This is a genomic window from Agromyces molybdatiresistens, from assembly GCF_052748445.2.
Window position 1 is genome coordinate 1,885,683 of the sequence record NZ_CM188258.1, and the last position, 21,215, is coordinate 1,906,897.

Sequence of the window (21,215 nt, forward strand, 5' to 3'; positions counted from 1 at the left end):
GATCAGGCGCGGCGCCACACACGCCAGCTGCCGATCGCGCGCTGCTCGGGCAGGCTCCACCCGAACCTCACGGACAGCAGCCGGATGACGGTCGTCACGATCACGCACGTGATCGCCGCGACGAGGATGTTCGCGCCGACGAACACCATCATCACGAGGAGCGCCGTGCCGACGCCTGCGGCGACGGCGTAGAGCGAGCCGACGTGCATGAGCGCGATGGGCAGGTTGAGTGTCACGTCGCGGAGGATCGAGCCGCCGACCGCCGAGACCACGCCGACGAAGATCGCGGGCACCTCGGGAACGCCGTACGCGAGCGCCTTCGTGGTGCCGATCGCGGCGAACAGGCCGATCGTGACGGCATCGAGCGCGATGATCAGGGAGTTCAGCCGGTCGAACAGCCGGATGAGCAGCATGCCGACGAGCGCCGCCGCCGTGGCGACGACGAGGTACCAGTTGCTCCGCATCGCCGCCGGAAGCTGGTTCAGCAGCAGGTCGCGCAGGATACCTCCGCCGAGCCCGACGATGATGCCGATGAGCGCGACGCCGAGCAGGTCGATGCGGTGCTCCTTGATCCGCGAGGCGAACATCGCACCCTGCAGGGCGCCGATGCCGACCGCCGCGAGGTCGGCCCAGAGCGGGATCGTGAAGGGCGCGACCGTCATGCACCGGTTCTACCACGACGGATGCCGCGGCTCCGGTCAGCGCGCGCGGGCGAGGTGCTCCTCGAAGGTCACCGTCCCGTACGGCTCGCCCGGCACGAGGTTCGCGCCCGATCGGAACGCCCCGAACCGCGTGCCCGGAAGTCGGAACGCGGCCGTGGGGCGGTGCGAGCCGCGCGCGGCGAGCCAGGCCCGGGCGAGGTCGCGCGCGGTGCGCACCTCGGGCCCGCCGATGTCGGGAGCGATGCCGAGCACGTCGTCGTCGAGGAGCTCGATGAGCCGTGACGCGACGTCCTCGACCGAGATCGGCTGGAACGAGAACGCGGGTGCGAACACCACGGGGGAGAAGCGCTGCACGCGGAAGAGGGTCGCCACGAAGTCGTGGAACTGGGTCGCCCGGAGCGTGGTCCAGCGCAGGCGCGACTCCGCGATGATCCGCTCCGAGGCGCGCTTGCCGCCGTAGTAGGCGAGCGGGATGCGGTCGATGCCGACGATCGACGAGTACAGGATCCGCGGCCGGCCCTCGTGCTCGGACGCCCGGACGAGGCGCCGGGTGATCTCGGTGTCGTCGCGACTCGTCGTGGCCAGGTGCATCACGGCGCCGACGCCCTCGAGCGCGGCCTCGAGGCCCTCGCCGGTCTCGAGGTCGCCGCGCAGGGTCCCGGGCGCGCCGGATCGGCTGAGCACGCGCACGTCGTCGCCGCGGGCCGCGAGCCGACGCACCACGGCGCTGCCGAGCGTGCCGGTGCCGCCGGTGACGAGTACGGGTGCGGACGACGTGGTCACCCGACCATTCTGCCGTCCCGGCGGAGGCGTGCGCGCCGCGTCCGCCACGCGGCATCCGTCGCCCCCCGGGTTCGGAGTGGGACCGGGCCGGGCTCCGGCAGGGCGGCGCGCGCACGGGCCCGGCGCCGTCGGTCGGTGGGAGAATCGACGGGTGCCCGTGTATCGAGATGACGCCGTCGTGCTGCGCACCCACAAGCTCGGCGAGGCCGACCGGATCGTCACGCTGCTCACGCGCCGCCACGGCAAGATACGCGCGGTAGCGCGCGGCGTCCGGCGCACGGCGTCGAAGTTCGGCTCGCGGCTCGAGCCGTTCATGGTCGCCGACCTGCAGCTCTACGAGGGCCGCACCCTGGACGTGATCACCCAGGCCGAGTCGATCGGTGCGTACGGCGCCGAGATCAGCCAGGACTACGCCGCCTATACGGCCGCGAACGCGATGGTCGAGGCCGCCGACCGGCTCACCGAGGCCGAGGGGTCGCTGCAGCAGTACCTGCTGCTCGTGGGCGCGCTCCGCTCGCTCTCGCGGCGGGAGCACGGGCCCGACCTGACGCTCGACTCCTACCTGCTGCGGGCGCTCGCGATCGCCGGCTGGGCGCCGAGCTTCGAGGACTGCTCGCGGTGCGGCACCCCCGGGCCCCACACGGCGGTCGTCGTGCAGCTCGGCGGCGTCGTCTGCGAGGCGTGCGCGCCGCCCGGCAGCCCGCGGATCGCGGCGACCACCGTGCACCTGCTGGGCGCCCTGCTCGCCGGCGACTGGGGGATCGCCGAGGCGTCGTCGCAGCGCGACCGCGCCCAGGCGAGCGGTATCGTCGCCGCGTACGCCCAATGGCATCTCGAGCGCGGCCTGCGCTCCCTCTCCCACGTCTCCCGAGGAACGGCCCCAGAGTGACCCCCAAGCCCTACACCCACAAGGACGCGGTTCCCTACCGACCGCTCGACTGGACCGGCCTCACCCCGCCCGCGTTCCCCAAGGGCTCGGTGCCCGGGCACGTCGCGATCGTCATGGACGGCAACGGCCGCTGGGCGAACCGCCAGGGCCTCACCCGCATCGAAGGCCACAAGGCGGGCGAGGAGGTGCTGCTCGACGTCGTCGCGGGCGCCATCCAGGCGGGCGTGACGCACCTGTCGGTGTACGCGTTCTCGACCGAGAACTGGAAGCGCTCGCCCGAGGAGGTGCGCTTCCTGATGGGGTACAACCGCGATGTCCTGCACCGCCGGCGCGACCAGCTCAACGAGTGGAACGTGCGCATCAGGTGGGCCGGCCGCCGGCCCAGGCTCTGGAAGTCGGTCATCGACGAGCTGCAGGTCGCCGAGCGCCTGACCGCGGGAAACACGGGCCTCCAGTTCACGATGTGCGTGAACTACGGCGGCCGCAACGAGCTCGTCGACGCGGTCCGCGCGATCGCCGAGGATGCCGCGGCGGGCCGGATCCGCCCGTCCGCCGTCTCGGAGAAGCTCATCGAGCGGCATCTCTACGTCCCCGACATGCCCGACGTCGACCTGTTCGTCCGCAGTTCGGGGGAGCAGCGCACGTCGAACTTCCTGCTCTGGCAGTCGGCGTACGCAGAGATGGTCTTCCTCGACACGCTCTGGCCCGACTTCTCGCGCGTCGAACTGTGGAAGGCAATCGAGCTCTACGCTTCGCGCAACCGCCGCTTCGGCGGGGCGGTCGATGCGCCGACCGCCGCGGCACCCTGACCTGCGGGGGCGCTGCCGCCTCGGCGCACTCCCGTCCCGCATTGCGGACATGGGATCGGGCGCGCCGCCTTCGCGGAGCGAGTCTCGGCGCGCCCGATCGTGTATCCGCGGAAACGATGCGGAATACGCAGGGTGAAGCATCCGTTCGCATACACCGTGAGTTCCCCCATCAAGATCGACATCTGGTCCGACATCGCGTGCCCCTGGTGCTACATCGGCAAGCGCCACCTCGAAGCCGGGATCGCCGCGCTCGGCGACGACGCGCCCGACGTGGAGATCGAGTACCACTCGTTCGAGCTCTCGCCCGACACCCCGCTCGACTTCGAGGGCTCGACGACCGAGTACCTCTCGAAGGCCAAGGGCCTGCCGCTCGACCGCGTCGAGCAGATGCTCGAGCACGTGACCGGCGTCGCCGCGGCGGCGGGTCTCGAGTACCACTTCGAGACGGTCGCGCACATGAAGACCCTGAAGGGCCACGAGCTGCTGCACCTGGCGAAGGCGCACGGGAAGCAGCAAGAGATGAAGGAGCGCCTGCTCAGGGCCTACTTCACCGAGGGCGGCCGCGTGAACCGCATCGACGAGCTCGTCGGCTGGGCTGAGGAGCTCGGCATCGACGGCGCCGAGGCGCGCGAGGCGCTCGAGTCGGGCCGCTACGCCGACGACGTGCAGGCCGACATCGCGCAGGCGCGCGCCTATGGCATCCAGGGCGTGCCGTTCTTCGTGTTCGAGGGCAGGTACGGTGTCTCGGGCGCGCAGCCCGCGGAGGTGTTCTCGAACGTGCTCGCCCAGGTCGCCGGCGAGCGCGAGGGGGCCGCGGCGTGAGCCGCGATCAGGCGACGGATGCCACGCCCGCGCCGTTCACGATGATCGCCGGGGACCCGGAGGCCGCCGTCTGCGAGGGCGACGCCTGCGTGCTTCCGGCGTCGGAGTAGCGCACGCTGCGGGCGTCGCGCTCGGTACGGGCTACTCGGGGTCGCTGATGTCGGCGACGGTCGCGTCGAGCGCACGGATGAGCGCGTCGGCGTCGACGAACAGGCTGCGGCCGTGCTCCCCGGCGCCCATCGAGACGCGGCGGCCGACGAGGGTCTCGTCGGCGACCACCGGCCAGTCGACGGTCGAGCCGAGCGGGGTGATCGTGCCGCGTTCGTAGCCGGTCGCGGCGAGCGCGAGCGAGGCGTCCGGCAGCTGCAGCTTGTTCACCGAGAGCAGGGCGCGCAGCTTCGGCCAGCTGATCTTGCGGCCACCGGGAACGAGCGCGAACACGTAGGTGTCGTCGCTGCGCTTGACGACGAGCGACTTGACGATGTCGCGGGGCTCGATGCCGAGGAGTTCGGCGGCCTCTTCGAGGCTGCGCGCGGCGGGGCGCTCGATCACCTCGACGTCGAGGCCGCGTGCCGCGGCATCCGCCTGCACCCGCTCGACCCCGTTCAACCCGGCGAAGCGCGTCATGCCGTCCTCCCCACTGCCGTCATGCCCGCATCCTATGCGCCGGCGCCGCGCCGCCGGGCCGATCGGTCCCGCCGTCTGGGAGAATCGATGACGATGCCAACGACCACGACCCCCGCCCGCCCGCTCACGATCGGCGGCCTCGACCTCGAGGTGCCGGTCGTGCTCGCGCCCATGGCGGGCATCACGAACACGGCGTTCCGCCGGCTCTGCCGCGAGTTCGGCGCCGGCCTCTACGTCTCCGAGATGATCACGAGCCGCGCGCTCGTCGAACGCACGCCCGAGTCGATGCGCCTCATCACGCACCATGAGTCCGAGACGCCCCGTTCCATCCAGTTGTACGGCGTCGACCCGAAGACCGTCGCCGAGGCCGTCACGATGCTCGTCGCCGAGGATCGCGCCGATCACATCGACCTGAACTTCGGATGCCCCGTGCCGAAGGTCACGCGCAAGGGCGGGGGAGCGGCGCTGCCGTGGAAATCCGGCCTGTTCCGCGACATCGTGGAGGGCGCGGTGAAGGCCGCGGGCGACGTGCCGCTCACGGTGAAGATGCGCAAGGGCATCGATGCCGACCATCTCACCTACCTCGAGGCCGGGCGCATCGCCGAGGATGCGGGCGTCGCGTCGATCGCGCTCCACGCCCGCACCGCGTCGGAGTTCTACTCGGGCCACGCCGACTGGTCCGCGATCGCGAAGCTGAAGGAGACCGTGACGAGCGTTCCCGTGCTCGGCAACGGCGACATCTGGTCCGCCGACGACGCGCTCCGCATGGTCGACGAGACCGGCTGCGACGGCGTCGTGGTCGGGCGCGGATGCCTCGGGCGGCCGTGGCTCTTCGGCGACCTCGCCGCAGCCTTCCGCGGCGAGCAGGCCAAGGCCGAGCCGACGCTCGGCGAGGTGGCGCGCACGTTCCGGCGGCACGCCGAGCTGCTCACCGAGTTCTTCGACAGCGAGGAACGGGGCTGCCGCGACATCCGCAAGCACGTCGCGTGGTACTTCAAGGGCTACCCGGTCGGCGGCGACCTGCGTGCGAAGCTCGCGACCGTCGAGTCGCTCGCGCAACTCGACGACCTGCTCGGCACGCTCGACTGGTCGACGCCGTACCCGGGCGAGGGCGCCGAGGGTCCGCGCGGCCGCGCGGGCACGCCCAAGAACCCCGCGCTGCCCGACGGCTGGCTCGACTCGCAGGACCTCGCGGGTCACGACCGGGCGACCCTCGTCGACGCCGAGCTCGACACGAGCGGCGGCTGATCGCGTGCGCGACCGACTCTTCGGCGGCTACGACGAGGCCGACGCCGAGCGCTTCCTGCCCGAGCAGCACGAGAACCGGCGCCGCAGCGACTTCGCCCGCGACCGCGCGCGCCTGCTGCACTCGAGCGCGCTGCGACGGCTCGCCGCGAAGACGCAGGTGCTGAGCCCGACGTCCGGGCTCGACTTCGCGCGCAACCGGCTCACGCACTCGCTCGAGGTCGCACAGGTCGGGCGCGAACTCGCGACGAGCATCGGCCTCGACCCCGACGTCGTCGACACCGCCTGCCTTGCGCACGACCTCGGCCATCCGCCGTTCGGCCACAACGGCGAGAGGGCCATGAACGCCTGGGCGGCCGAGATCGGCGGCTTCGAGGGCAACGCGCAGACCCTTCGCATCCTCACGCGCCTCGAGCCGAAGGTGTTCTCGACCGACGGGCGCTCGGTCGGGCTCAACCTCACGCGCGCGAGCCTCGACGCGAGCTGCAAGTACCCCTGGCCCGAGGTCTCGGGAGTCGGCGACCCCAGCGGCCGGACGAAGTTCGGCTTCTACGCCGACGACCTCGCCGTGTTCGAGTGGATGCGCCGCGGCGCGCCCGAACGCCGGCTCTGCATCGAGGCGCAGGTCATGGACCTCTCCGACGACATCGCCTACTCGGTGCACGACTTCGAGGATGCGATCGTCGGCGGGTACATCGATGTGGCCGCGCTCGGCCGCCGCGTCGACCACGACGAGCTCGTCGACGCGATGGTCGAGTGGATCGGCGGCGCGTTCGGCCATGACGAGCTGATCGCCGCCTTCGACCGCCTCGACTCGCTCGACGTGTGGATCTCCGAGTGGACGGGCAGCCGCCGCGACCAGGCGGCGCTGAAGAACCTCACGAGCCAGCTCATCGGCCGGTTCGCGCACGCCGCGACCGAGGCCACCCGAGCGCATAACCCGGTCGCGAGCCTCATCCGGTTCGACGCCGACGTCGTCGTTCCGCGGTCGATCCAGGCCGAGATCGCCGTGCTCAAGGGCATCGTCGCCGCGTTCGTGATGTCGAGGAACACGCGCCAGCCGATCTACTCGCAGCAGCGGGAGGTGCTCGCCTCCCTCGCCGATGTGCTCTGGGAGACAGGAGAGACCCACCTCGACGCCGGATTCGCCGAGGACTGGCGATCGGCGACGGATGACGCGGCGCGCCGCCGCGTCGTCGTCGACCAGGTCGCGAGCCTCACCGACCAGTCCGCCCTGAGCTGGTACGAACGGCTCGTGCAGCAGTGATGTGCGTGCGGGGCCGCCTGGCGGCATCCGCGGAATAGGATTGACGACATGGCGGGCCGCATTCGACAGAGCGATGTCGAAGAGGTCAAGGCCCGCACGAACATCGCCGACATCGTCGGCGAGCACGTGTCGCTGAAGTCGGCCGGCGTCGGCTCGATGAAGGGCCTCTGCCCCTTCCACGACGAGCGCAGCCCGAGCTTCCACGTCCGGCCCCAGCTCGGCTTCTACCACTGCTTCGGGTGCGGCGAATCGGGCGACGTATACACGTTCCTGCAGCGCATGGACCACGTGACCTTCACCGAGGCCGTCGAACGGCTGGCGGGCCGCATCGGCTTCGAGCTGCACTACGAGGACGGCGGGCCGGCCGAGGGCGCTGGCAATCGCGCCCGGCTGCTCGCCGCGAACCGCGCCGCCGAGGAGTTCTTCCTCGAGCAGCTCGGCACGCCCGAGGCCGAGGTCGGACGCCGGTTCCTCGGCGAGCGCGGCTTCGACGCCGAGGCCGCCCGCCACTTCGGGGTCGGCTTCGCGCCGAAGAGCTGGGAGACGCTCACCAGGCACCTGCGGGGCAAGGGCTTCACGACCGAGGAGCTCGCGGCCTCGGGCCTCGTCTCGCAGGGCGACCGCGGCGTGTACGACCGGTTCCGCGGCCGGCTCATCTGGCCGATCCGGGACGTCACGGGCCAGACCGTCGGATTCGGCGCCCGGAAGCTGCTCGACGACGACCCGGGCCCCAAGTACCTGAACACCCCCGAGACCGCCGTGTACCACAAGGCGCAGGTGCTCTACGGGCTCGACCTGGCCAAGCGCGAGATCGCGAAGTCGCACCGCGTGGTCGTCGTCGAGGGCTACACCGACGTCATGGCCTGCCACCTCGCCGGCGTCACGACCGCGATCGCGACGTGCGGTACCTCGTTCGGCGTCGACCACATCAAGGTGCTCCGGCGCGTGCTCGGCGACGACTCCGGCGTCGGCGAGGTCGTCTTCACCTTCGACGGAGACGCCGCAGGGCAGAAGGCCGCGATGCGCGCATTCGCCGAGGAGCGCCGCTTCGCGGCGCAGACCTTCGTCGCGGTCGCACCAGACGGGCTCGACCCGTGCGACCTGCGCCTCGCGCGCGGCGACGCCGCGGTGCGCTCGCTCGTCGAGACGAGGACGCCGATGTTCGAGTTCGTGATCCGCACGACGCTCGCCCGGTTCGACCTCGAGACCGTCGAGGGGCGCGTCGCCGCACTGCGGGCCGCCGCACCCGTCGTGGCGGACATCCGCGATCCCGCGCTCCGGCCCGGATACACGCGCGAGCTCGCGCGCATGCTCGGCATGGAGCTCGACGAGGTCGGGCGCGCCGTGCGGTCGGCGGGCGCCCGGGCGCGCGACGGCGAGCGCGGCCGCGAAGGCGAGCGCGAGCGACGTGGCGACCGGTCTCATGGCGACCGTCGACCCGAGGCGCGCGGCCGGCAGGGCGAGTCCGGCGGGTCGCGTGGGACCGGCGGCCAGGACGGGGGACCGCCGGGTCGTGCCGACGGTCCCGCCCCTGGACCGCCTGTCGGCGATGCCCGCGCGCCGGCCTTCGATGGCGGCGAGCCCGCAGCATCCGATCGGCCCTTCTCGATCACGATGCTGCCGAACGATCCGGCGACGCGACTGGAGCGCGACGCGCTCCAGGTGATGCTGCAGTACCCCGAGCTGGTCGGCGACGAGCTGCTGCGCCATGGCGTCGACTGCCGGTTCGGCAACGGCACGCTCGCGGTGGTGCGCGACGGGATCGCCTCGGTGCTCGCCGCGGCATCCCTCGCCTCGGGCGACTCACCGGATGCCGCGGCATCCGCCGTCGCGACCCGCACGGTCACCGTCGACCGCGTCATCGGCGAGGTCCCGCCGCCGTTCGCATCGATCGTGCAGCAGCTCGCGGTGCTCCCGGTGCCCCAGCGCGACGGAGCCGAGCTCACGGCGTACGTGCGAGGCGTCGTGGGTGCGCTCGTCGACCGCGAGCTGCTGCGGCAGAAGCAGGAGCTGCTCGGCCGGCTGCAGCGCACCGACCGGGCCGACACGGCGACCTACGCGATGATCCAGCGCGCGCTCGTCGACATCGAGGGCGAGCGGCGGGCGCTGCGCGGCGACTGACAGCCGGCCGGGCAGGGCGGATCGACGGCGATCGGATCCGAGGACTGCTCATCGTGTCCACGTACTCGGGGCGGCAAGGTTGCAGATCGATCACATTCGGGCCGTGGTGGCCCCCGCTCGGGGCGCAGTCACGGGCAGCGGGTGCTATCCCTGAGAGATACACGATCGCGACGCGGCGAACCCGCGCGCGTTCACTGACAGGAAGAGGTAGACGGATATGGCATCCGCATCCACGAACCGCCGGCGCGGTCTCGCGCTCGCGGCGGGCTTCTCCGCCGCGGCGCTCGCGCTCGCGGGCTGCTCCGCAGGGGGCGGCGACGAGGACACCGCCGGTGGCACGCTGACCATCGGCACCACCGACAAGGTCACCACCCTCGACCCCGCGGGCTCGTACGACAACGGCTCCTTCGCGGTCATGAACCAGGTGTTCCCGTTCCTGATGAACTCGCCCTACGGCACGTCCGACGTCGAGCCCGACATCGCGGAGTCGGCCGAGTTCACCTCGCCGACCGAGTACACCGTCACGCTGAAGTCGGGCCTCACGTTCGCCAACGGCAACGAGCTCACCAGCTCCGACGTGAAGTTCAGCTTCGACCGCCAGGTCGCGATCGCCGACGAGAACGGGCCGTCGGCCCTGCTCTACAACCTCGACTCGATCGAGACGCCCGACGACACGACCGTCGTGTTCACACTGAAGAGCGAGAACGACCAGATCTTCCCGCAGATCCTCTCGAGCCCGGCGGGCCCGATCGTGGACGAGGAGGTCTTCGCGGCCGACGAGCTCACCCCCGACGAAGAGATCGTCGACGGCGAGGCGTTCGCCGGCCAGTACACGATCACGAGCTACGACTTCAACAACCTCGTCGCCTACAAGGCGAACCCGGACTACCAGGGCATCCTCGGCGCCCCGGCGACCGACGTCGTGAACGTCAAGTACTACGCCGACGCGTCGAACATGAAGCTCGACGTGCAGGAGGGCAACATCGACGTCGCGTTCCGGAGCCTCTCCGCGACCGACATCGACGACCTCCGCGGGAACGACGCCGTCAAGGTCGTCGAGGGCCCCGGTGGCGAGATCCGCTACGTCGTGTTCAACTTCAACACGCAGCCGTACGGCGCCGAGACCCCTGAGGCCGACGAGGCCAAGGCGCTCGCGGTCCGCCAGGCGGTGGCCGACCTCATCGACCGCGAGGAGATCGCCGACCAAGTCTACAAGGGCACCTACACGCCGCTCTACTCCTACGTGCCGGACGGGCTCACGGGCGCCATCCAGCCGCTCAAGGAGCTCTACGGCGACGGCGACGGCGGTGCCGATGTCGACAAGGCGACGCAGACCCTCGAGGACGCCGGCGTCGAGGTCCCCGTCGAGCTGAACCTGCAGTACTCGAACGACCACTACGGCCCGTCCTCGGGTGACGAGTACGCCCTGATCAAGGACCAGCTCGAGGCATCCGGTCTCTTCACCGTCAACCTGCAGACCACCGAGTGGGTGCAGTACTCGAAGGACCGCACGGCCGACGTCTACCCGGCGTACCAGCTCGGCTGGTTCCCGGACTACTCCGACGCCGACAACTACCTCAGCCCGTTCTTCCTCAACGAGAACTTCCTCGGCAACCACTACTCGAACCAGGAGGTCAACGACCTCATCCTCGAGCAGTCGGTGACCGAGGACGAGGGCGCCCGCACCGCGCTCATCGAGGAGATCCAGGAGAAGGTGGCCGCCGACCTGTCGACGGTGCCGTACCTCCAGGGCGCGCAGGTCGCCGTCGTCGGCTCCGACGTCGAGGGCACCGAGAACACGCTCGACGCGTCGTTCAAGTTCCGCTACGGAGCCATCTCGAAGGGGTGATCCCGGCGGGGCACTAGAGTCTCGTACACGAACAGGAACGGGCGGCCCGCTTCTCACGGAGCGGGCCGCCCGCATTCGAGTCCAGAATGGCGAACATGGCTTCAACGGCGACCGCGCCGCCTTCCTCCGGCGGCATCGCGCCCACCCGGCGCACCTCACGACCTGCGGGGGGTGGACTCGGGCGATACATCCTGGTCCGCGCCCTGCTCATCATCCCCACCGTCTTCATCCTCGTGACGATCGTCTTCGTCGCGATGCGCGCGACGGGCGATCCGATCACGGCCGCCCTCGGCGACCGGCTGACCGCCGCGCAGCTCGCCGAGCGCATCCAGGCCGCCGGCTACGATCGGCCGGTCATCGTGCAGTACGTCGAGTACCTCGGCCAGGTCTTCACCGGCGACTTCGGCACGACGATCAGCGACAACCGCCCCGTGGTGGAGGTGCTGCTCACCTACGGCACGGCCACGCTCGAACTCGTCTTCTACTCGCTCATCGTGGCCTTCATCGTCGGCATCCCCCTCGGCATGGTCGCCGCGTACTTCCGCGACCGCGGCCAGGACGCGTTCCTCCGCGTGTTCGCGATCCTCTGCTACGCGACCCCGGTGTTCTTCGCGGGCATGCTCCTGAAGCTCGTGTTCGCGGTCTGGCTCGATTGGCTCCCGGTCGCCGGGCGCGCGTCGACGAGCGCCGAGCTGCAGATGCAACTGCTTCCGAACCCGACGGGCCTCTACACGATCGACGCGATCCGCACGGGCAATCCGGCCGTGCTCGGCGACGTGCTCGCGCACGCCGTCCTCCCCGCGCTCGCGCTCGGCATGCTCACGGCCGGCGTGTTCCTGCGCCTCGTGCGGACGAACGTGATCGGCACGCTCGCGACGGACTACGTCGATGCGGCCCGGTCGCGCGGCGTCAGCGAGTTCCGGCTCGTGCGCACCCACGCGTACCGCCCGGCCCTCATCCCGATCATCACGGTGATCGGCCTGCAGATCGCGCTGCTGCTCGGCGGCGCGGTCCTCACCGAGACCACCTTCGAGTGGAAGGGCCTCGGCTTCCAGCTCGCTGAGTACCTCCAGGCTCGCGACTTCGTCGCCGTCCAGGGCATCGTCGTCCTGCTGGCGGTCATCGTCGCGATCACCAACTTCATCGTCGACATCCTCGCGGCGCTCATCGACCCGAGGGTGAGGTACTGACATGTCCGAGATCGTCACCACTCCCGCGACGGCACGCCCGGGCCACCGCTGGCGCGACCGGATCCCCGTCGTCCACCAGCTGCGGCAGAGCGTCGGGCTCCAGCGGGGGATGCTCGTCGCCGGCCTCGTGATCACCGGCATCTTCGTGCTCACGGCGATCTTCGCGCCCCTGATCGCGCCCTACGGCTACAACCAGCTCCGCGGCCCGGACGGCCCCTTCGGGGCACAGCAGCCGCCGTCGGCGGAGCACCTGCTCGGCACGACCGTCGGCGGCTACGACGTGCTCTCGCGCGTGATCTGGGGCACCCAGACGGCCCTGCTCGTGATCATCGTGGCCGTGACGCTCTCGATCTTCGCGGGCGTGTTCCTCGGCCTCGTCTCCGGGTACCTCGGCGGATGGCTCGACCGCGTGCTCGTCGTCCTCTCCGATGCGATCTACGCGTTCCCGTCGCTGCTGCTCGCGATCGTGATGGCCATCGTCATCTCAGGCGGACAGTCGAGCCTCTGGGGCGGCATCCTCGCCGCGGCGATCTCGATCACCGTGGTGTTCATCCCGCAGTACTTCCGCGTCATCCGCGCGGAGACCGTCCGCATGAAGTCGGAGGCGTTCGTCGAGTCGGCGAAGGTGCTCGGCGCGTCGAACCCGCGCATCATCTTCCGCCACATCCTGCGGAACGCCACCCGCACGCTGCCGCTCATCTTCACGCTGAACTCCTCGGAGGCGATCCTCACGCTCGCCGGCCTCGGCTTCCTCGGGTTCGGCATCGAACCGACGGCGGCCGCCGAATGGGGGTACGACCTCAACAAGGCGCTGTCCGACGTGACGAGCGGCATCTGGTGGACGGCGCTGTTCCCGGGTCTCGCGATCGTGTTCACCGTGCTCGGGATCACGCTGGTCGGCGAGAGCCTGAACGACCTCGCCGACCCGCGCCTGCGCGGCCGGCGGCGCGTCGCCCAGGCGGCGGGCGAGGTCGCCGAGACCTCGGTGGTGCCCGGCGGCACCCTCATCGCCGGTCCGGGAGGGCTCGCGGGCCTCGAGGACGGCGAGACGTTCGACGAACACGGAATCGAGGTCAAGCCATGAGCACGGTGGTCGACATCAGGAACCTCGGCGTCTCGTTCTCGACGGATGCCGGTGCGGTCAAGGCCGTCGACGACGTGAGCCTCTCCGTCGAACGCGGCGAGGTGCTCGCGATCGTGGGCGAGTCCGGCTCGGGGAAGACCGTGACGGCGAAGACGATCCTCGGCCTGCTCCCCGAGACCGCGACGACCGGCGGCGCGGTCGTGCTGTCGAACCGCGACGGCACGACCGAGCAGGACGTGGTGTCGCTGAGCGGAGCGGAGCTCCGAGGCATCCGCGGCACCGATGTCGCGATGGTCTTCCAGGAGCCGTCGACGGCGCTCAACCCGGTGTTCACGGTCGGCTGGCAGATCATGGAGGGCCTGCGCGCGCACGGCCAGGTCTCGAAGGCGGAGGCTCGGACGCGGGCGATCGAGATCCTGGGCCGGGTGGGCATCCCCGACCCCGAGCATCGCGTCGACTACTACCCGCACCAGTTCTCGGGCGGGCAGAAGCAGCGCATCGTCATCGCCATGGCCCTCGTGCTCGAGCCCGGCCTCATCGTGGCGGACGAGCCGACGACCGCACTCGACGTGACGGTGCAGGCCGAGATCCTCGACCTGCTGCGGCGCGTGCGCGACGAGTTCGGCACCGCGATCGTGCTCATCACGCACAACATGGGCGTCGTCGCGGACCTCGCCGACCGGGTCGCCGTGATGTACCAGGGCCGGGTCGTCGAGGAGGCGACCGCGCGCGAGCTGTTCGCCGATCCGAAGGACGACTACACCAAGGCGCTGCTCGCCGCGGTGCCGTACGTCGGGCACGGGGTCGCGCGCGCCGCCGAGCGCGCCGCCGCCCGACCGGCCGACTGGGTCGAGCAGAGCCCGGTCGTCGAGGCGCGCGGGCTCGAGATCGAGTACCCGGGCCGGTTCGGCCGACCGTCCTTCCGTGCCGTCGACGGCGTCGACCTCGTGATCCGCCCCGGCGAGGTGCTGGGACTGGTCGGCGAGTCCGGATCGGGCAAGACCACCATCGGTCGCGCGATCGCCGGCCTGACGAAGGTCACCGGCGGCTCGCTCCAGGTGCTCGGCCACGAGATGCTCGGCATCCGCGAGCGGCGGTTCCGTCCGGCGCGCAGCCGCATCGGCTTCGTGTTCCAGGATCCCGCGTCGAGCTTCAACCCCCTGCTCACGATCGCCGAGTGCGTGGCCGAGCCGCTCGTCATCCACGACCGGGCGGTCGACGCGCGCGACGCGCGCCCGCGCGTCGACGAGCTGCTCGAGGCCGTGCAGCTGCCGGCGTCGTACGGCGACCGGTACCCGCACGAGCTCTCGGGCGGGCAGCGGCAGCGCGCGAGCCTCGCCCGCGCCATCGCGCTCGAGCCCGAGCTGCTCATCGCCGACGAGCCGACCTCGGCGCTCGACGTGTCGGTCCAGGCGCGCGTGCTCGAGCTGTTCTCCGAGCTGCAGCGCGAGTTCGGGTTCGCGTCGTTGTTCATCAGCCACGACCTCGCGGTCGTCGACCTGCTCGCCGACCGCATCGCGGTGCTCTACCGGGGCCGGCTCGTCGAGGAGGGCACCGGCGCCGAGGTGCTCGGCTCGCCCGAGGACCCGTACACGCAGCGGCTGCTCGCCTCACTGCCCGTGCCGGACCCGGTCGCGCAGGCGGAGCGGCGCGAGCAGCTCCGGCGGCTGCGCGAGGAGGCCGTACGATGAGCCCCGACGCTGCGCACGGCTATCCGGTCGTCGTCAGCGACCTGTCGGTCGAGTACCCGGGGCGCGGGCCGAGTGCCGCGCACGTCGCGCTGCACGGCGTGAATCTCCGGGTCGCGCCGGGCGAGGTCGTCGGCCTGATCGGGTCCGCCGGGAGCGGCGCCTCGACGCTCGCGCGCGTGCTCTCCGGTGCCGCGTTCGAGCCGACGCTCGCGAGCGGCGAGGTCCGGCCGGTCATCACGGGGGGCGAGGCGCTGGTGCTCGGCACGCCGCTCCGCGGCGTCTCCCGTCGCAAGCTGAATGCGCTGCGCTTCCACGTCGGGTACCTCGCACAGGATGCCGCGGCGCGGCTGCCCGCGGATCGGACCATCGCGGAGATCATCGGCGAGCCGATCCTCGAGCGTGATCACCGCTACAACCGCGCGGCGCTCGCGACGCGCGTGGCGACGATGCTCGACTCGGTCCGGCTCCCGCTCGGGATGCTCGAGAAGTTCCCGTACGAGCTGAGCGGCGGGCAGCGGCAGCGCGTTGCGCTCGCACGTGCGCTGGTGCTCGGCCCGAAGCTCCTCATCGCCGACCAGCCGACCGCCGGCATCGACCTGACCGTGCGCGACGCGGTGGCGGGGCTCCTCATCGAGTTGCGGGACGGCCAGACGTTCTCGGCGATCGTGATCTCGCACGATCTGCCGGTGCTGCGCCGGGTGGCCGACCGGATCGCGGTGCTCGATCGCGGCGAGCTCGTCGCCGACGGCACCATGGAGGATGTCCTGCACGACCCGCTGCATCCGTACGTCAAGGCGCTCGCGGGCGCGATCGACGACGGGCACGCCGCCACCGACGACGTGTCCGACGGCGCGCGGTGACCGCAGCCGACGGCGGGCGCCCGCGGCACGAGCCGGTGGCGGGCGCGCCCGGCCCCGACGCGGGTGCTGCGGGTGCGGCGGCATCGACGGACGCGCGACCGGAGGCCGGCCCGATCGCGATCCTGCCCGAGGCCCACGAGGCCCGCGGGGCCCATGAGGCCTTCCGGGACGCCGTCGTCGCCGGCGGCGGCCGTGTCGCCCCGCTCTCGGCGGCCACGCGCGGCCTGATCTGGACCAGCTCCTCCGGCGAGGGCGGCCTCGAGTCCGTGCTCGCCGAGCACCCGTCGATCTCCTGGGTGCAGCTGCCGTGGGCGGGCGTCGACGCGTTCGCCGGCCTGCTCCGACGGCATCGAGGTGACGGTCGCGTCTGGACGAGCGCCAAGGGCGCCTACGCGCAACCCGTCGCCGAGCACGCGCTCGCACTCGCGCTCGCGGTGCTGCGCGAGTTCCCGCGACGCGTGCGCGCGGACTCGTGGGAGGTCGACGAGCGGGGTCGCAGCCTCTACGGCAGCGAGGTCGTCATCGTGGGCGCCGGCGGCATCGCGGTCGAGCTCCTGCGGCTGCTCGAACCGTTCCGCGTGCGGGCCACCGTCGTGAGGCGAGCGGATGCCGCGGTGCCCGGCGCCGCGCGGACCGTGACCACGGACCGTCTGGCCGACGTGCTCGGCACCGCGGAGATCGCCTTCGTCGTCGCCGCGCTGACGGACGAGACGCGCGGGCTGATCGGCGCGGACGAGCTGGCCGCGATGCCGCTGGGTGCCGTGCTCGTGAACGTCGCTCGTGGGGGACTGGTGGACACCGATGCGCTGCTCGACGCGCTCGAGTCGGGGCGGCTCGGCGGCGCCGGACTCGACGTCACGGATCCGGAACCGCTGCCGCCGGGGCATCCGCTCTGGAACGCGCCGAACTGCCTCGTCACGCCGCACGTGGCCGACACCGAGGCGATGACCGCGCCGCTCTTCGCGAGCCGGATCATGGCCAATGTCGCTGCGTTCGTCGGCCGCTCCGCGTTCGAGGGACGCGTCGATCTCGACGCGGGATACTGAGGTCGCGAGAAGAGCGAGCCGAGCCCGGCTCGGATTGGGAGTCCGGCGCTCGCTTTGCTACAGTATCTCTGCGCCCAGCGTGATCCTCCATAGCTCAATTGGCAGAGCAATCGGCTGTTAACCGATAGGTTCTTGGTTCGAGTCCAAGTGGGGGAGCTTCCCCGGCCCGGACCCTCCGTCCGGGCCGTTCTCGTCTCCGCCGGTGCGGCGCGCGGTCGGCCGGATCCCACTCGGCGCCGATTTGCGCGCACCCGCACGTGCGGGTCGAATGGGACCCGTGCCCGAATCCGACGTCGACGCCTCGATCCGCGGGGCCCGACGCGACGGCATCGCGGTGGGGCTCGCGACCGCGGCGTACGGCGTCTCGTTCGGCGCGCTGTCCGTGGCGTCGGGCCTCGACGTCTGGCAGACCTGCTTCCTCAGTCTCGTGATGTTCACGGGCGGGTCGCAGTTCGCGCTCGTCGGGGTCGTCGGCTCGGGCGGCGTCGCGGCGGGCGGCTCGGCGATCGCCGCGGCGGCCCTGCTCGGCGTGCGGAACGTGGTCTACGGCATGCGCATGAGCCCGGTCGTCGGCGAGCCCGGACTGGCGCATCGGCTCGCCGCGGCGTGGCTCACGATCGACGAGTCGACGGCGGTCGCGCTGGCTCAGACGAACGAGCGCGCGGCCCGCGTCGGCTTCTGGGTGACCGGCGTCGCGATCTTCGTCGGGTGGAACCTCACGACGCTCCTCGGAGCCCTCATCGGCGACGCACTCGGCGACACGCGCGCCTACGGGCTCGACGCCGCGGCCGCCGCCGCGTTCCTCGGGCTGCTCTGGCCGCGGCTGAAGCGCGTCCAGGCGGGGGCGACCGCGGTGCTCGCGGCCGTCGTCGCGACGATCACGACGCCGGTCCTCACGCCGGGCCTGCCCGTTCTCGTGGCCGCCGTCGTCGCGCTCGTCGTCGGCTGGTTCGACCTGTTCCGCAGGCGGGAGGCGGCCCGATGACCGTATGGCACGTGATCCTCCTGGCGACCGCGGCGACGCTCGCGTTGAAGCTCACGGGTCATCTCGTCCCCGCGTCCTTCCTCGAGCGCGAGCGACCGGCACGCATCGCCGACCTGCTCACCGTCGCGCTCCTGGCGGCGCTGATCGCCGTGCAGACCCTCGCGGTCGGCCAGACGCTCGTCGTCGACGCGCGCGTGCCGGCGCTGGTGGTCGCCGCGGCGCTCTACGCGGTACGCACGCCCTTCATCGTCGTGGTCGCGGTGGCCGCGGCGGTGGCTGCCGGCATCCGCCTCTTCGTCTGAGCCGGGCGGATGCCGCGGCTCACGCCTCGAGGTCCTCGACGCCCGGCATCCAGCTCGAGCCCGGCCGGCCCCAGCCGCGCTTGCGCGTGATCTTCTGCACGATGCGCTGGTCGTGGTCGTCGAGCCGGTCCATGTAGAGCACGCCGTCGAGGTGGTCGTACTCGTGTTGGAAGATGCGGGCGAGCCATCCGTCGGCGACGATCTCGAAGGGTTCGCCCTCGAGGTCGGTGGCGCGAAGGATGGCGCGCTCCGCGCGTCGGAGTGCGAACCGCTCGCCGGGGAACGAGAGGCATCCCTCGGACTCGTCGTCCTCGTCGGGCATGCCGGGCACCGGCGGCGAGATCCACAGTTCGGGGTTGATCGCCACGCCGCGCCACGGACGGTCGTCCTCGTCGGTCCAGCCGTAGGTGAACAGGCGCAGCGGCACCCCGACCTGGGGGCCGGCGAGGCCGACGCCAGGCGCGGCATCCATCGTCTCGAACATGTCGCGCACGAGCATGCGGATCTCGTCGTCGATGGTCTCGACCGGCGATGCCGGAGCATGGAGCACGGGGTCGCCCGTGATTCGGATCGGGAGCACGGCCATTCGCCAAGGATATCGACGGCGGAGCCGGTAGGGTCGAGGGGTGGATCCGGACCTCAGCGAGCTCACCGAGCTGATTCCACTCGATCCGACGCAGTTCATCGGCATCCCGCTCGCGCTCGTCGGCGCCGTCTTCCTGTCCCTCGGGGCGCAGTTCCAGCACCGCGGCGTGGTCAAGGTCGAGGCGAACACGGCCGACACGCTCGGCAAGGGCCTGAACGGCAAGCAGCTCGCGCTGCTGCTCGCGCGGCCCTCGTGGGTGCTCGGCACCCTCATGCTCGGGCTCGCGATCGTGTTCCAGCTCGCGAGTCTCTACTTCGCACCGCTCATCGTCGTGCAGCCGCTCGGCGCGCTCGCGCTCGTCATCACGTCGATCCTGAACTCGCGCATCAACAAGGTGAAGCTCAACTCCAAGTCGATCACCGCGATCGTGATGTGCGTCGGCGGGGTGTTCGTGTTCGTGGGCGTGGCGGCGTTCACCGCCGTCGACAGGCCGGTCATGGCTCGCCAGCTCATCACGATCCTCATCGTCCTCGCCGTCGTGCTCGCCGCCGCCGCGGTGACGTTCGCCCTGTTCCGCCGCCGGATCCGTGCGATCTTCTACGTGCTCATGGCCGGCGTGCTGTACGGCTTCGTGGCCACCCTCGCCAAGGTCGTGCTCTCTCGGATCGACCAGGGCGAGTTCGACTGGCTGACCCTGGTCTGCGTGATCGCGCTGCTCCTGGCGACCGCCCTGGGCGCGTACTTCGTGCAGAACGCCTACGCCAGTGGCCCGCCCGACCTGGTCATCGCCGGCCTCACCGTCGTCGACCCCATGGTCGCGGTGCTCATCGGCATCATCGTGCTCGGGGAGGCGTCGCAGGCGCCGCCGTGGGCGATGGTCACGTTCGCCGTCACGGGCGCCGTCGCGGTCTGGGGTGTGTTCCTGCTCGCCAAGAACCATCCGCAGACGAGGCTCTGACCGACGCACGCCCCGCACCGCCGGCACATCGCACCTGCTCATCCGAGCAGGATCGGGCGCGCGAGATCAGCGCTGCGGAGGACCCTCTCGTAGACTAGGGTCGGATGGATCCAGCCCACGCGGCCCGTCCCCTTGATCCTGCGGCCTCGTCCCGGGCCGACCACCCCGTTCCACGAACAGCGAGGTACAGCACCACGTGTCCGACTCACCGAGCGTGTCCGCCGAACCCGGCCCGGAGCGCCCGCTCCGGATCCTGATCGGCGCCGACACCTTCGCGCCCGACGTCAACGGCGCCGCCCGCTTCGCCGAGCGGCTCGCCGCCGGTCTCGTCGAGCGCGGTCACGACGTGCACGTCGTCGCCCCCGCCGCGAGCCGCAAGCACGGCACGTGGAAGGAGGTGCACGAGGGCCAGGAGGTCACCGCGCACCGCCTGCTCAGCTGGCGCTGGTACCCGCACGACTGGCTGCGCTTCGCCCTGCCGTGGCGGATCAAGCAGAACAGCGCGCGCATCCTCGACGAGGTGAAGCCCGACGTCGTGCACTTCCAGTCGCACATCGTCGTCGGCCGAGGCCTGTCGATCGAGGCCGCGAAGCGCGGCATCCGGATCGTGGGCACCAACCATTTCATGCCCGAGAACATGCTCGAGTTCACGCTGATCCCCAAGGCGTGGCAGGACTGGGCCGTCGGGCTCGCCTGGAAGGCGGCGCGTCGCACGTTCGGCCGAGCGGAGTCGGTCACGACGCCGACGCGCCGGGCCGCCGACTTCCTCGAGCGGTACACGGGCCTTCGCGGCGTGCACGCCATCTCGTGCGGCATCGACGCGCACAAGTACTCGCCGAACTGGGAGCCGCGCACCGAGAACCGGATCGTGTTCGTCGGCCGGGTCACGGGTGAGAAGCAGATCGACGTGCTGCTGCGCGCCGTGAAGCTCCTGCCGGCCGAGCTCGACGCGAAGGTCGACATCGTCGGCGGTGGCGACCAGAAGCGGAACCTCGAGCACCTCGCGGTCGAGCTCGGCATCGCCGACCGCGTGAACTTCACGGGCTACGTCACCGACGAGGAGCTGCGCGAGGCGTACCACCGGGCATCGGTACTCGCCATGCCCTCGATCGCCGAACTGCAGAGCATCGTCACCATGGAGGCCATGGCCTCGGCCCTCCCGGTCGTCGCGGCGAACGCGATGGCGCTTCCGCACCTCGTCCACGATGGCGAGAACGGCTACCTCTTCGAGCCGGGCAGCGCCGAGGACCTCGCCGCGAAGCTCCGCACGGTCCTCGAGGCCTCGCCCGAGGAGTACAACGCGATGAAGTCGCAGTCGCTCAAGCTCATCAAGGCGCACGACATCACCCGCACGCTCGACACGTTCGAGAGTCTGTATCGTGGTGAGCGCGTGACCGATCCGGTCACCGAGTCGATCCCGGTCATCCTGCCCGACTGAG

Annotated in this window: 20 protein-coding genes and 1 tRNA gene; 17 read left to right on the forward strand and 4 right to left on the reverse strand. The window is 71.3% G+C overall.

The annotated features are described in order from the left end of the window. Positions 1–2: 2 nt before the first annotated feature. Together ACULK2_RS08705 and ACULK2_RS08710 are read right to left on the reverse strand one after the other, a co-directional pair. A complete protein-coding gene (locus tag ACULK2_RS08705; RefSeq protein WP_445969541.1) occupies positions 3–662 on the reverse strand; it encodes a trimeric intracellular cation channel family protein in 660 nt (219 codons plus the stop codon). A 36-nt stretch (positions 663–698) separates the two neighbouring features. Continuing rightward, the gene (locus ACULK2_RS08710) at positions 699–1,445 is read right to left on the reverse strand and encodes an SDR family oxidoreductase (protein WP_445969540.1); all 747 of its coding nucleotides are present in this window, start codon (positions 1,443–1,445) and stop codon (positions 699–701) included. A 151-nt stretch (positions 1,446–1,596) separates the two neighbouring features. Between ACULK2_RS08710 and recO the strand changes: the two genes are divergently transcribed. The 3 genes from recO to ACULK2_RS08725 all read left to right on the forward strand — a co-directional run bounded on the left by recO (position 1,597) and on the right by ACULK2_RS08725 (position 3,965). Further along, a complete protein-coding gene (recO, locus tag ACULK2_RS08715; protein ID WP_445969539.1) occupies positions 1,597–2,334 on the forward strand; it encodes a DNA repair protein RecO in 738 nt (245 codons plus the stop codon). After that, on the forward strand, positions 2,331–3,143 hold the full coding sequence (locus ACULK2_RS08720) for an isoprenyl transferase (RefSeq protein ID WP_445969538.1): 813 nt from the start codon (positions 2,331–2,333) through the stop codon (positions 3,141–3,143). The genes recO and ACULK2_RS08720 overlap by 4 nt, the downstream gene beginning before the upstream one ends. Before the next feature lie 156 nt (positions 3,144–3,299). Then, entirely contained in the window at positions 3,300–3,965 is a 666-nt protein-coding gene (locus ACULK2_RS08725) for a DsbA family oxidoreductase (RefSeq protein WP_445969537.1), read from the forward strand. A 141-nt stretch (positions 3,966–4,106) separates the two neighbouring features. Here the strand turns inward: ACULK2_RS08725 and ACULK2_RS08730 are convergent, their stop codons facing one another. Then, the gene (locus ACULK2_RS08730) at positions 4,107–4,592 is read right to left on the reverse strand and encodes an aminoacyl-tRNA deacylase (RefSeq protein WP_445969536.1); all 486 of its coding nucleotides are present in this window, start codon (positions 4,590–4,592) and stop codon (positions 4,107–4,109) included. Between the two features lie 93 nt (positions 4,593–4,685). Here ACULK2_RS08730 and dusB point away from each other — a divergent pair, with 93 nt between their 5' ends. The 12 genes from dusB (at position 4,686) to ACULK2_RS08790 (ending at position 18,232) form a co-directional block, all read left to right on the forward strand. Further along, on the forward strand, positions 4,686–5,840 hold the full coding sequence (gene dusB / locus ACULK2_RS08735; protein WP_445969535.1) for a tRNA dihydrouridine synthase DusB: 1,155 nt from the start codon (positions 4,686–4,688) through the stop codon (positions 5,838–5,840). Positions 5,841–5,844: 4 nt separating this feature from the next. Next, a complete protein-coding gene (locus ACULK2_RS08740) occupies positions 5,845–7,104 on the forward strand; it encodes a deoxyguanosinetriphosphate triphosphohydrolase (protein WP_445969534.1) in 1,260 nt (419 codons plus the stop codon). 48 nt (positions 7,105–7,152) lie between these two features. Then, positions 7,153–9,225 carry a DNA primase gene (gene dnaG, locus ACULK2_RS08745; protein ID WP_445969533.1) on the forward strand — a complete coding sequence of 691 codons (2,073 nt, stop codon included), beginning with the start codon at positions 7,153–7,155 and terminating at the stop codon, positions 9,223–9,225. A gap of 217 nt (positions 9,226–9,442) precedes the next feature. Continuing rightward, positions 9,443–11,074, forward strand: a complete 1,632-nt coding sequence (locus tag ACULK2_RS08750) for an ABC transporter substrate-binding protein (RefSeq protein ID WP_445969532.1) — start codon at positions 9,443–9,445, stop codon at positions 11,072–11,074. Positions 11,075–11,169: 95 nt separating this feature from the next. Continuing rightward, a complete protein-coding gene (locus tag ACULK2_RS08755) occupies positions 11,170–12,264 on the forward strand; it encodes an ABC transporter permease (RefSeq protein ID WP_445969531.1) in 1,095 nt (364 codons plus the stop codon). Position 12,265: 1 nt separating this feature from the next. After that, positions 12,266–13,348, forward strand: coding sequence for an ABC transporter permease (locus ACULK2_RS08760; protein ID WP_445969530.1), 1,083 nt, complete (start codon positions 12,266–12,268; stop codon positions 13,346–13,348). Beyond that, the gene (locus ACULK2_RS08765) at positions 13,345–15,039 is read left to right on the forward strand and encodes an ABC transporter ATP-binding protein (RefSeq protein WP_445969529.1); all 1,695 of its coding nucleotides are present in this window, start codon (positions 13,345–13,347) and stop codon (positions 15,037–15,039) included. Before ACULK2_RS08760 ends, ACULK2_RS08765 begins: the two co-directional genes overlap by 4 nt. Then, positions 15,036–15,899 carry an ATP-binding cassette domain-containing protein gene (locus tag ACULK2_RS08770; protein ID WP_445969528.1) on the forward strand — a complete coding sequence of 288 codons (864 nt, stop codon included), beginning with the start codon at positions 15,036–15,038 and terminating at the stop codon, positions 15,897–15,899. The genes ACULK2_RS08765 and ACULK2_RS08770 overlap by 4 nt, the downstream gene beginning before the upstream one ends. After that, positions 15,896–16,945 carry a D-isomer specific 2-hydroxyacid dehydrogenase family protein gene (locus ACULK2_RS08775; protein WP_445969527.1) on the forward strand — a complete coding sequence of 350 codons (1,050 nt, stop codon included), beginning with the start codon at positions 15,896–15,898 and terminating at the stop codon, positions 16,943–16,945. The genes ACULK2_RS08770 and ACULK2_RS08775 overlap by 4 nt, the downstream gene beginning before the upstream one ends. Before the next feature lie 83 nt (positions 16,946–17,028). Next, positions 17,029–17,101, forward strand: a tRNA-Asn gene (locus tag ACULK2_RS08780). A 112-nt stretch (positions 17,102–17,213) separates the two neighbouring features. Next, positions 17,214–17,930, forward strand: a complete 717-nt coding sequence (locus ACULK2_RS08785; RefSeq protein ID WP_445969526.1) for an AzlC family ABC transporter permease — start codon at positions 17,214–17,216, stop codon at positions 17,928–17,930. Next, positions 17,927–18,232, forward strand: coding sequence for an AzlD domain-containing protein (locus tag ACULK2_RS08790; RefSeq protein WP_445969525.1), 306 nt, complete (start codon positions 17,927–17,929; stop codon positions 18,230–18,232). Before ACULK2_RS08785 ends, ACULK2_RS08790 begins: the two co-directional genes overlap by 4 nt. A gap of 19 nt (positions 18,233–18,251) precedes the next feature. On the opposite strand, the gene def is transcribed toward ACULK2_RS08790, so the two are convergent. Beyond that, positions 18,252–18,818, reverse strand: coding sequence for a peptide deformylase (def, locus tag ACULK2_RS08795; RefSeq protein ID WP_445969524.1), 567 nt, complete (start codon positions 18,816–18,818; stop codon positions 18,252–18,254). A gap of 40 nt (positions 18,819–18,858) precedes the next feature. Here def and ACULK2_RS08800 point away from each other — a divergent pair, with 40 nt between their 5' ends. Both ACULK2_RS08800 and ACULK2_RS08805 read left to right on the forward strand, forming a co-directional pair. After that, positions 18,859–19,776, forward strand: a complete 918-nt coding sequence (locus ACULK2_RS08800) for a DMT family transporter (protein WP_445969523.1) — start codon at positions 18,859–18,861, stop codon at positions 19,774–19,776. 196 nt (positions 19,777–19,972) lie between these two features. Then, positions 19,973–21,214 carry a glycosyltransferase gene (locus tag ACULK2_RS08805; protein ID WP_445969522.1) on the forward strand — a complete coding sequence of 414 codons (1,242 nt, stop codon included), beginning with the start codon at positions 19,973–19,975 and terminating at the stop codon, positions 21,212–21,214. Position 21,215 lies beyond the last annotated feature (1 nt).

Bases quoted from the DNA above. Each gene is read 5' to 3' on its own strand.
- ACULK2_RS08705 (WP_445969541.1), bottom strand. From the start codon at position 662: ATGACGGTCGCGCCCTTCACGATCCCGCTCTGGGCCGACCTCGCGGCG.
- ACULK2_RS08730 (WP_445969536.1), bottom strand. From the start codon at position 4,592: ATGACGCGCTTCGCCGGGTTGAACGGGGTCGAGCGGGTGCAGGCGGAT.
- dusB (WP_445969535.1), top strand. From the start codon at position 4,686: ATGCCAACGACCACGACCCCCGCCCGCCCGCTCACGATCGGCGGCCTC.
- dnaG (WP_445969533.1), top strand. From the start codon at position 7,153: ATGGCGGGCCGCATTCGACAGAGCGATGTCGAAGAGGTCAAGGCCCGC.
- ACULK2_RS08750 (WP_445969532.1), top strand. From the start codon at position 9,443: ATGGCATCCGCATCCACGAACCGCCGGCGCGGTCTCGCGCTCGCGGCG.
- ACULK2_RS08755 (WP_445969531.1), top strand. From the start codon at position 11,170: ATGGCTTCAACGGCGACCGCGCCGCCTTCCTCCGGCGGCATCGCGCCC.
- ACULK2_RS08760 (WP_445969530.1), top strand. From the start codon at position 12,266: ATGTCCGAGATCGTCACCACTCCCGCGACGGCACGCCCGGGCCACCGC.
- ACULK2_RS08765 (WP_445969529.1), top strand. From the start codon at position 13,345: ATGAGCACGGTGGTCGACATCAGGAACCTCGGCGTCTCGTTCTCGACG.
- ACULK2_RS08770 (WP_445969528.1), top strand. From the start codon at position 15,036: ATGAGCCCCGACGCTGCGCACGGCTATCCGGTCGTCGTCAGCGACCTG.
- ACULK2_RS08785 (WP_445969526.1), top strand. From the start codon at position 17,214: ATGGGACCCGTGCCCGAATCCGACGTCGACGCCTCGATCCGCGGGGCC.
- ACULK2_RS08790 (WP_445969525.1), top strand. From the start codon at position 17,927: ATGACCGTATGGCACGTGATCCTCCTGGCGACCGCGGCGACGCTCGCG.
- def (WP_445969524.1), bottom strand. From the start codon at position 18,818: ATGGCCGTGCTCCCGATCCGAATCACGGGCGACCCCGTGCTCCATGCT.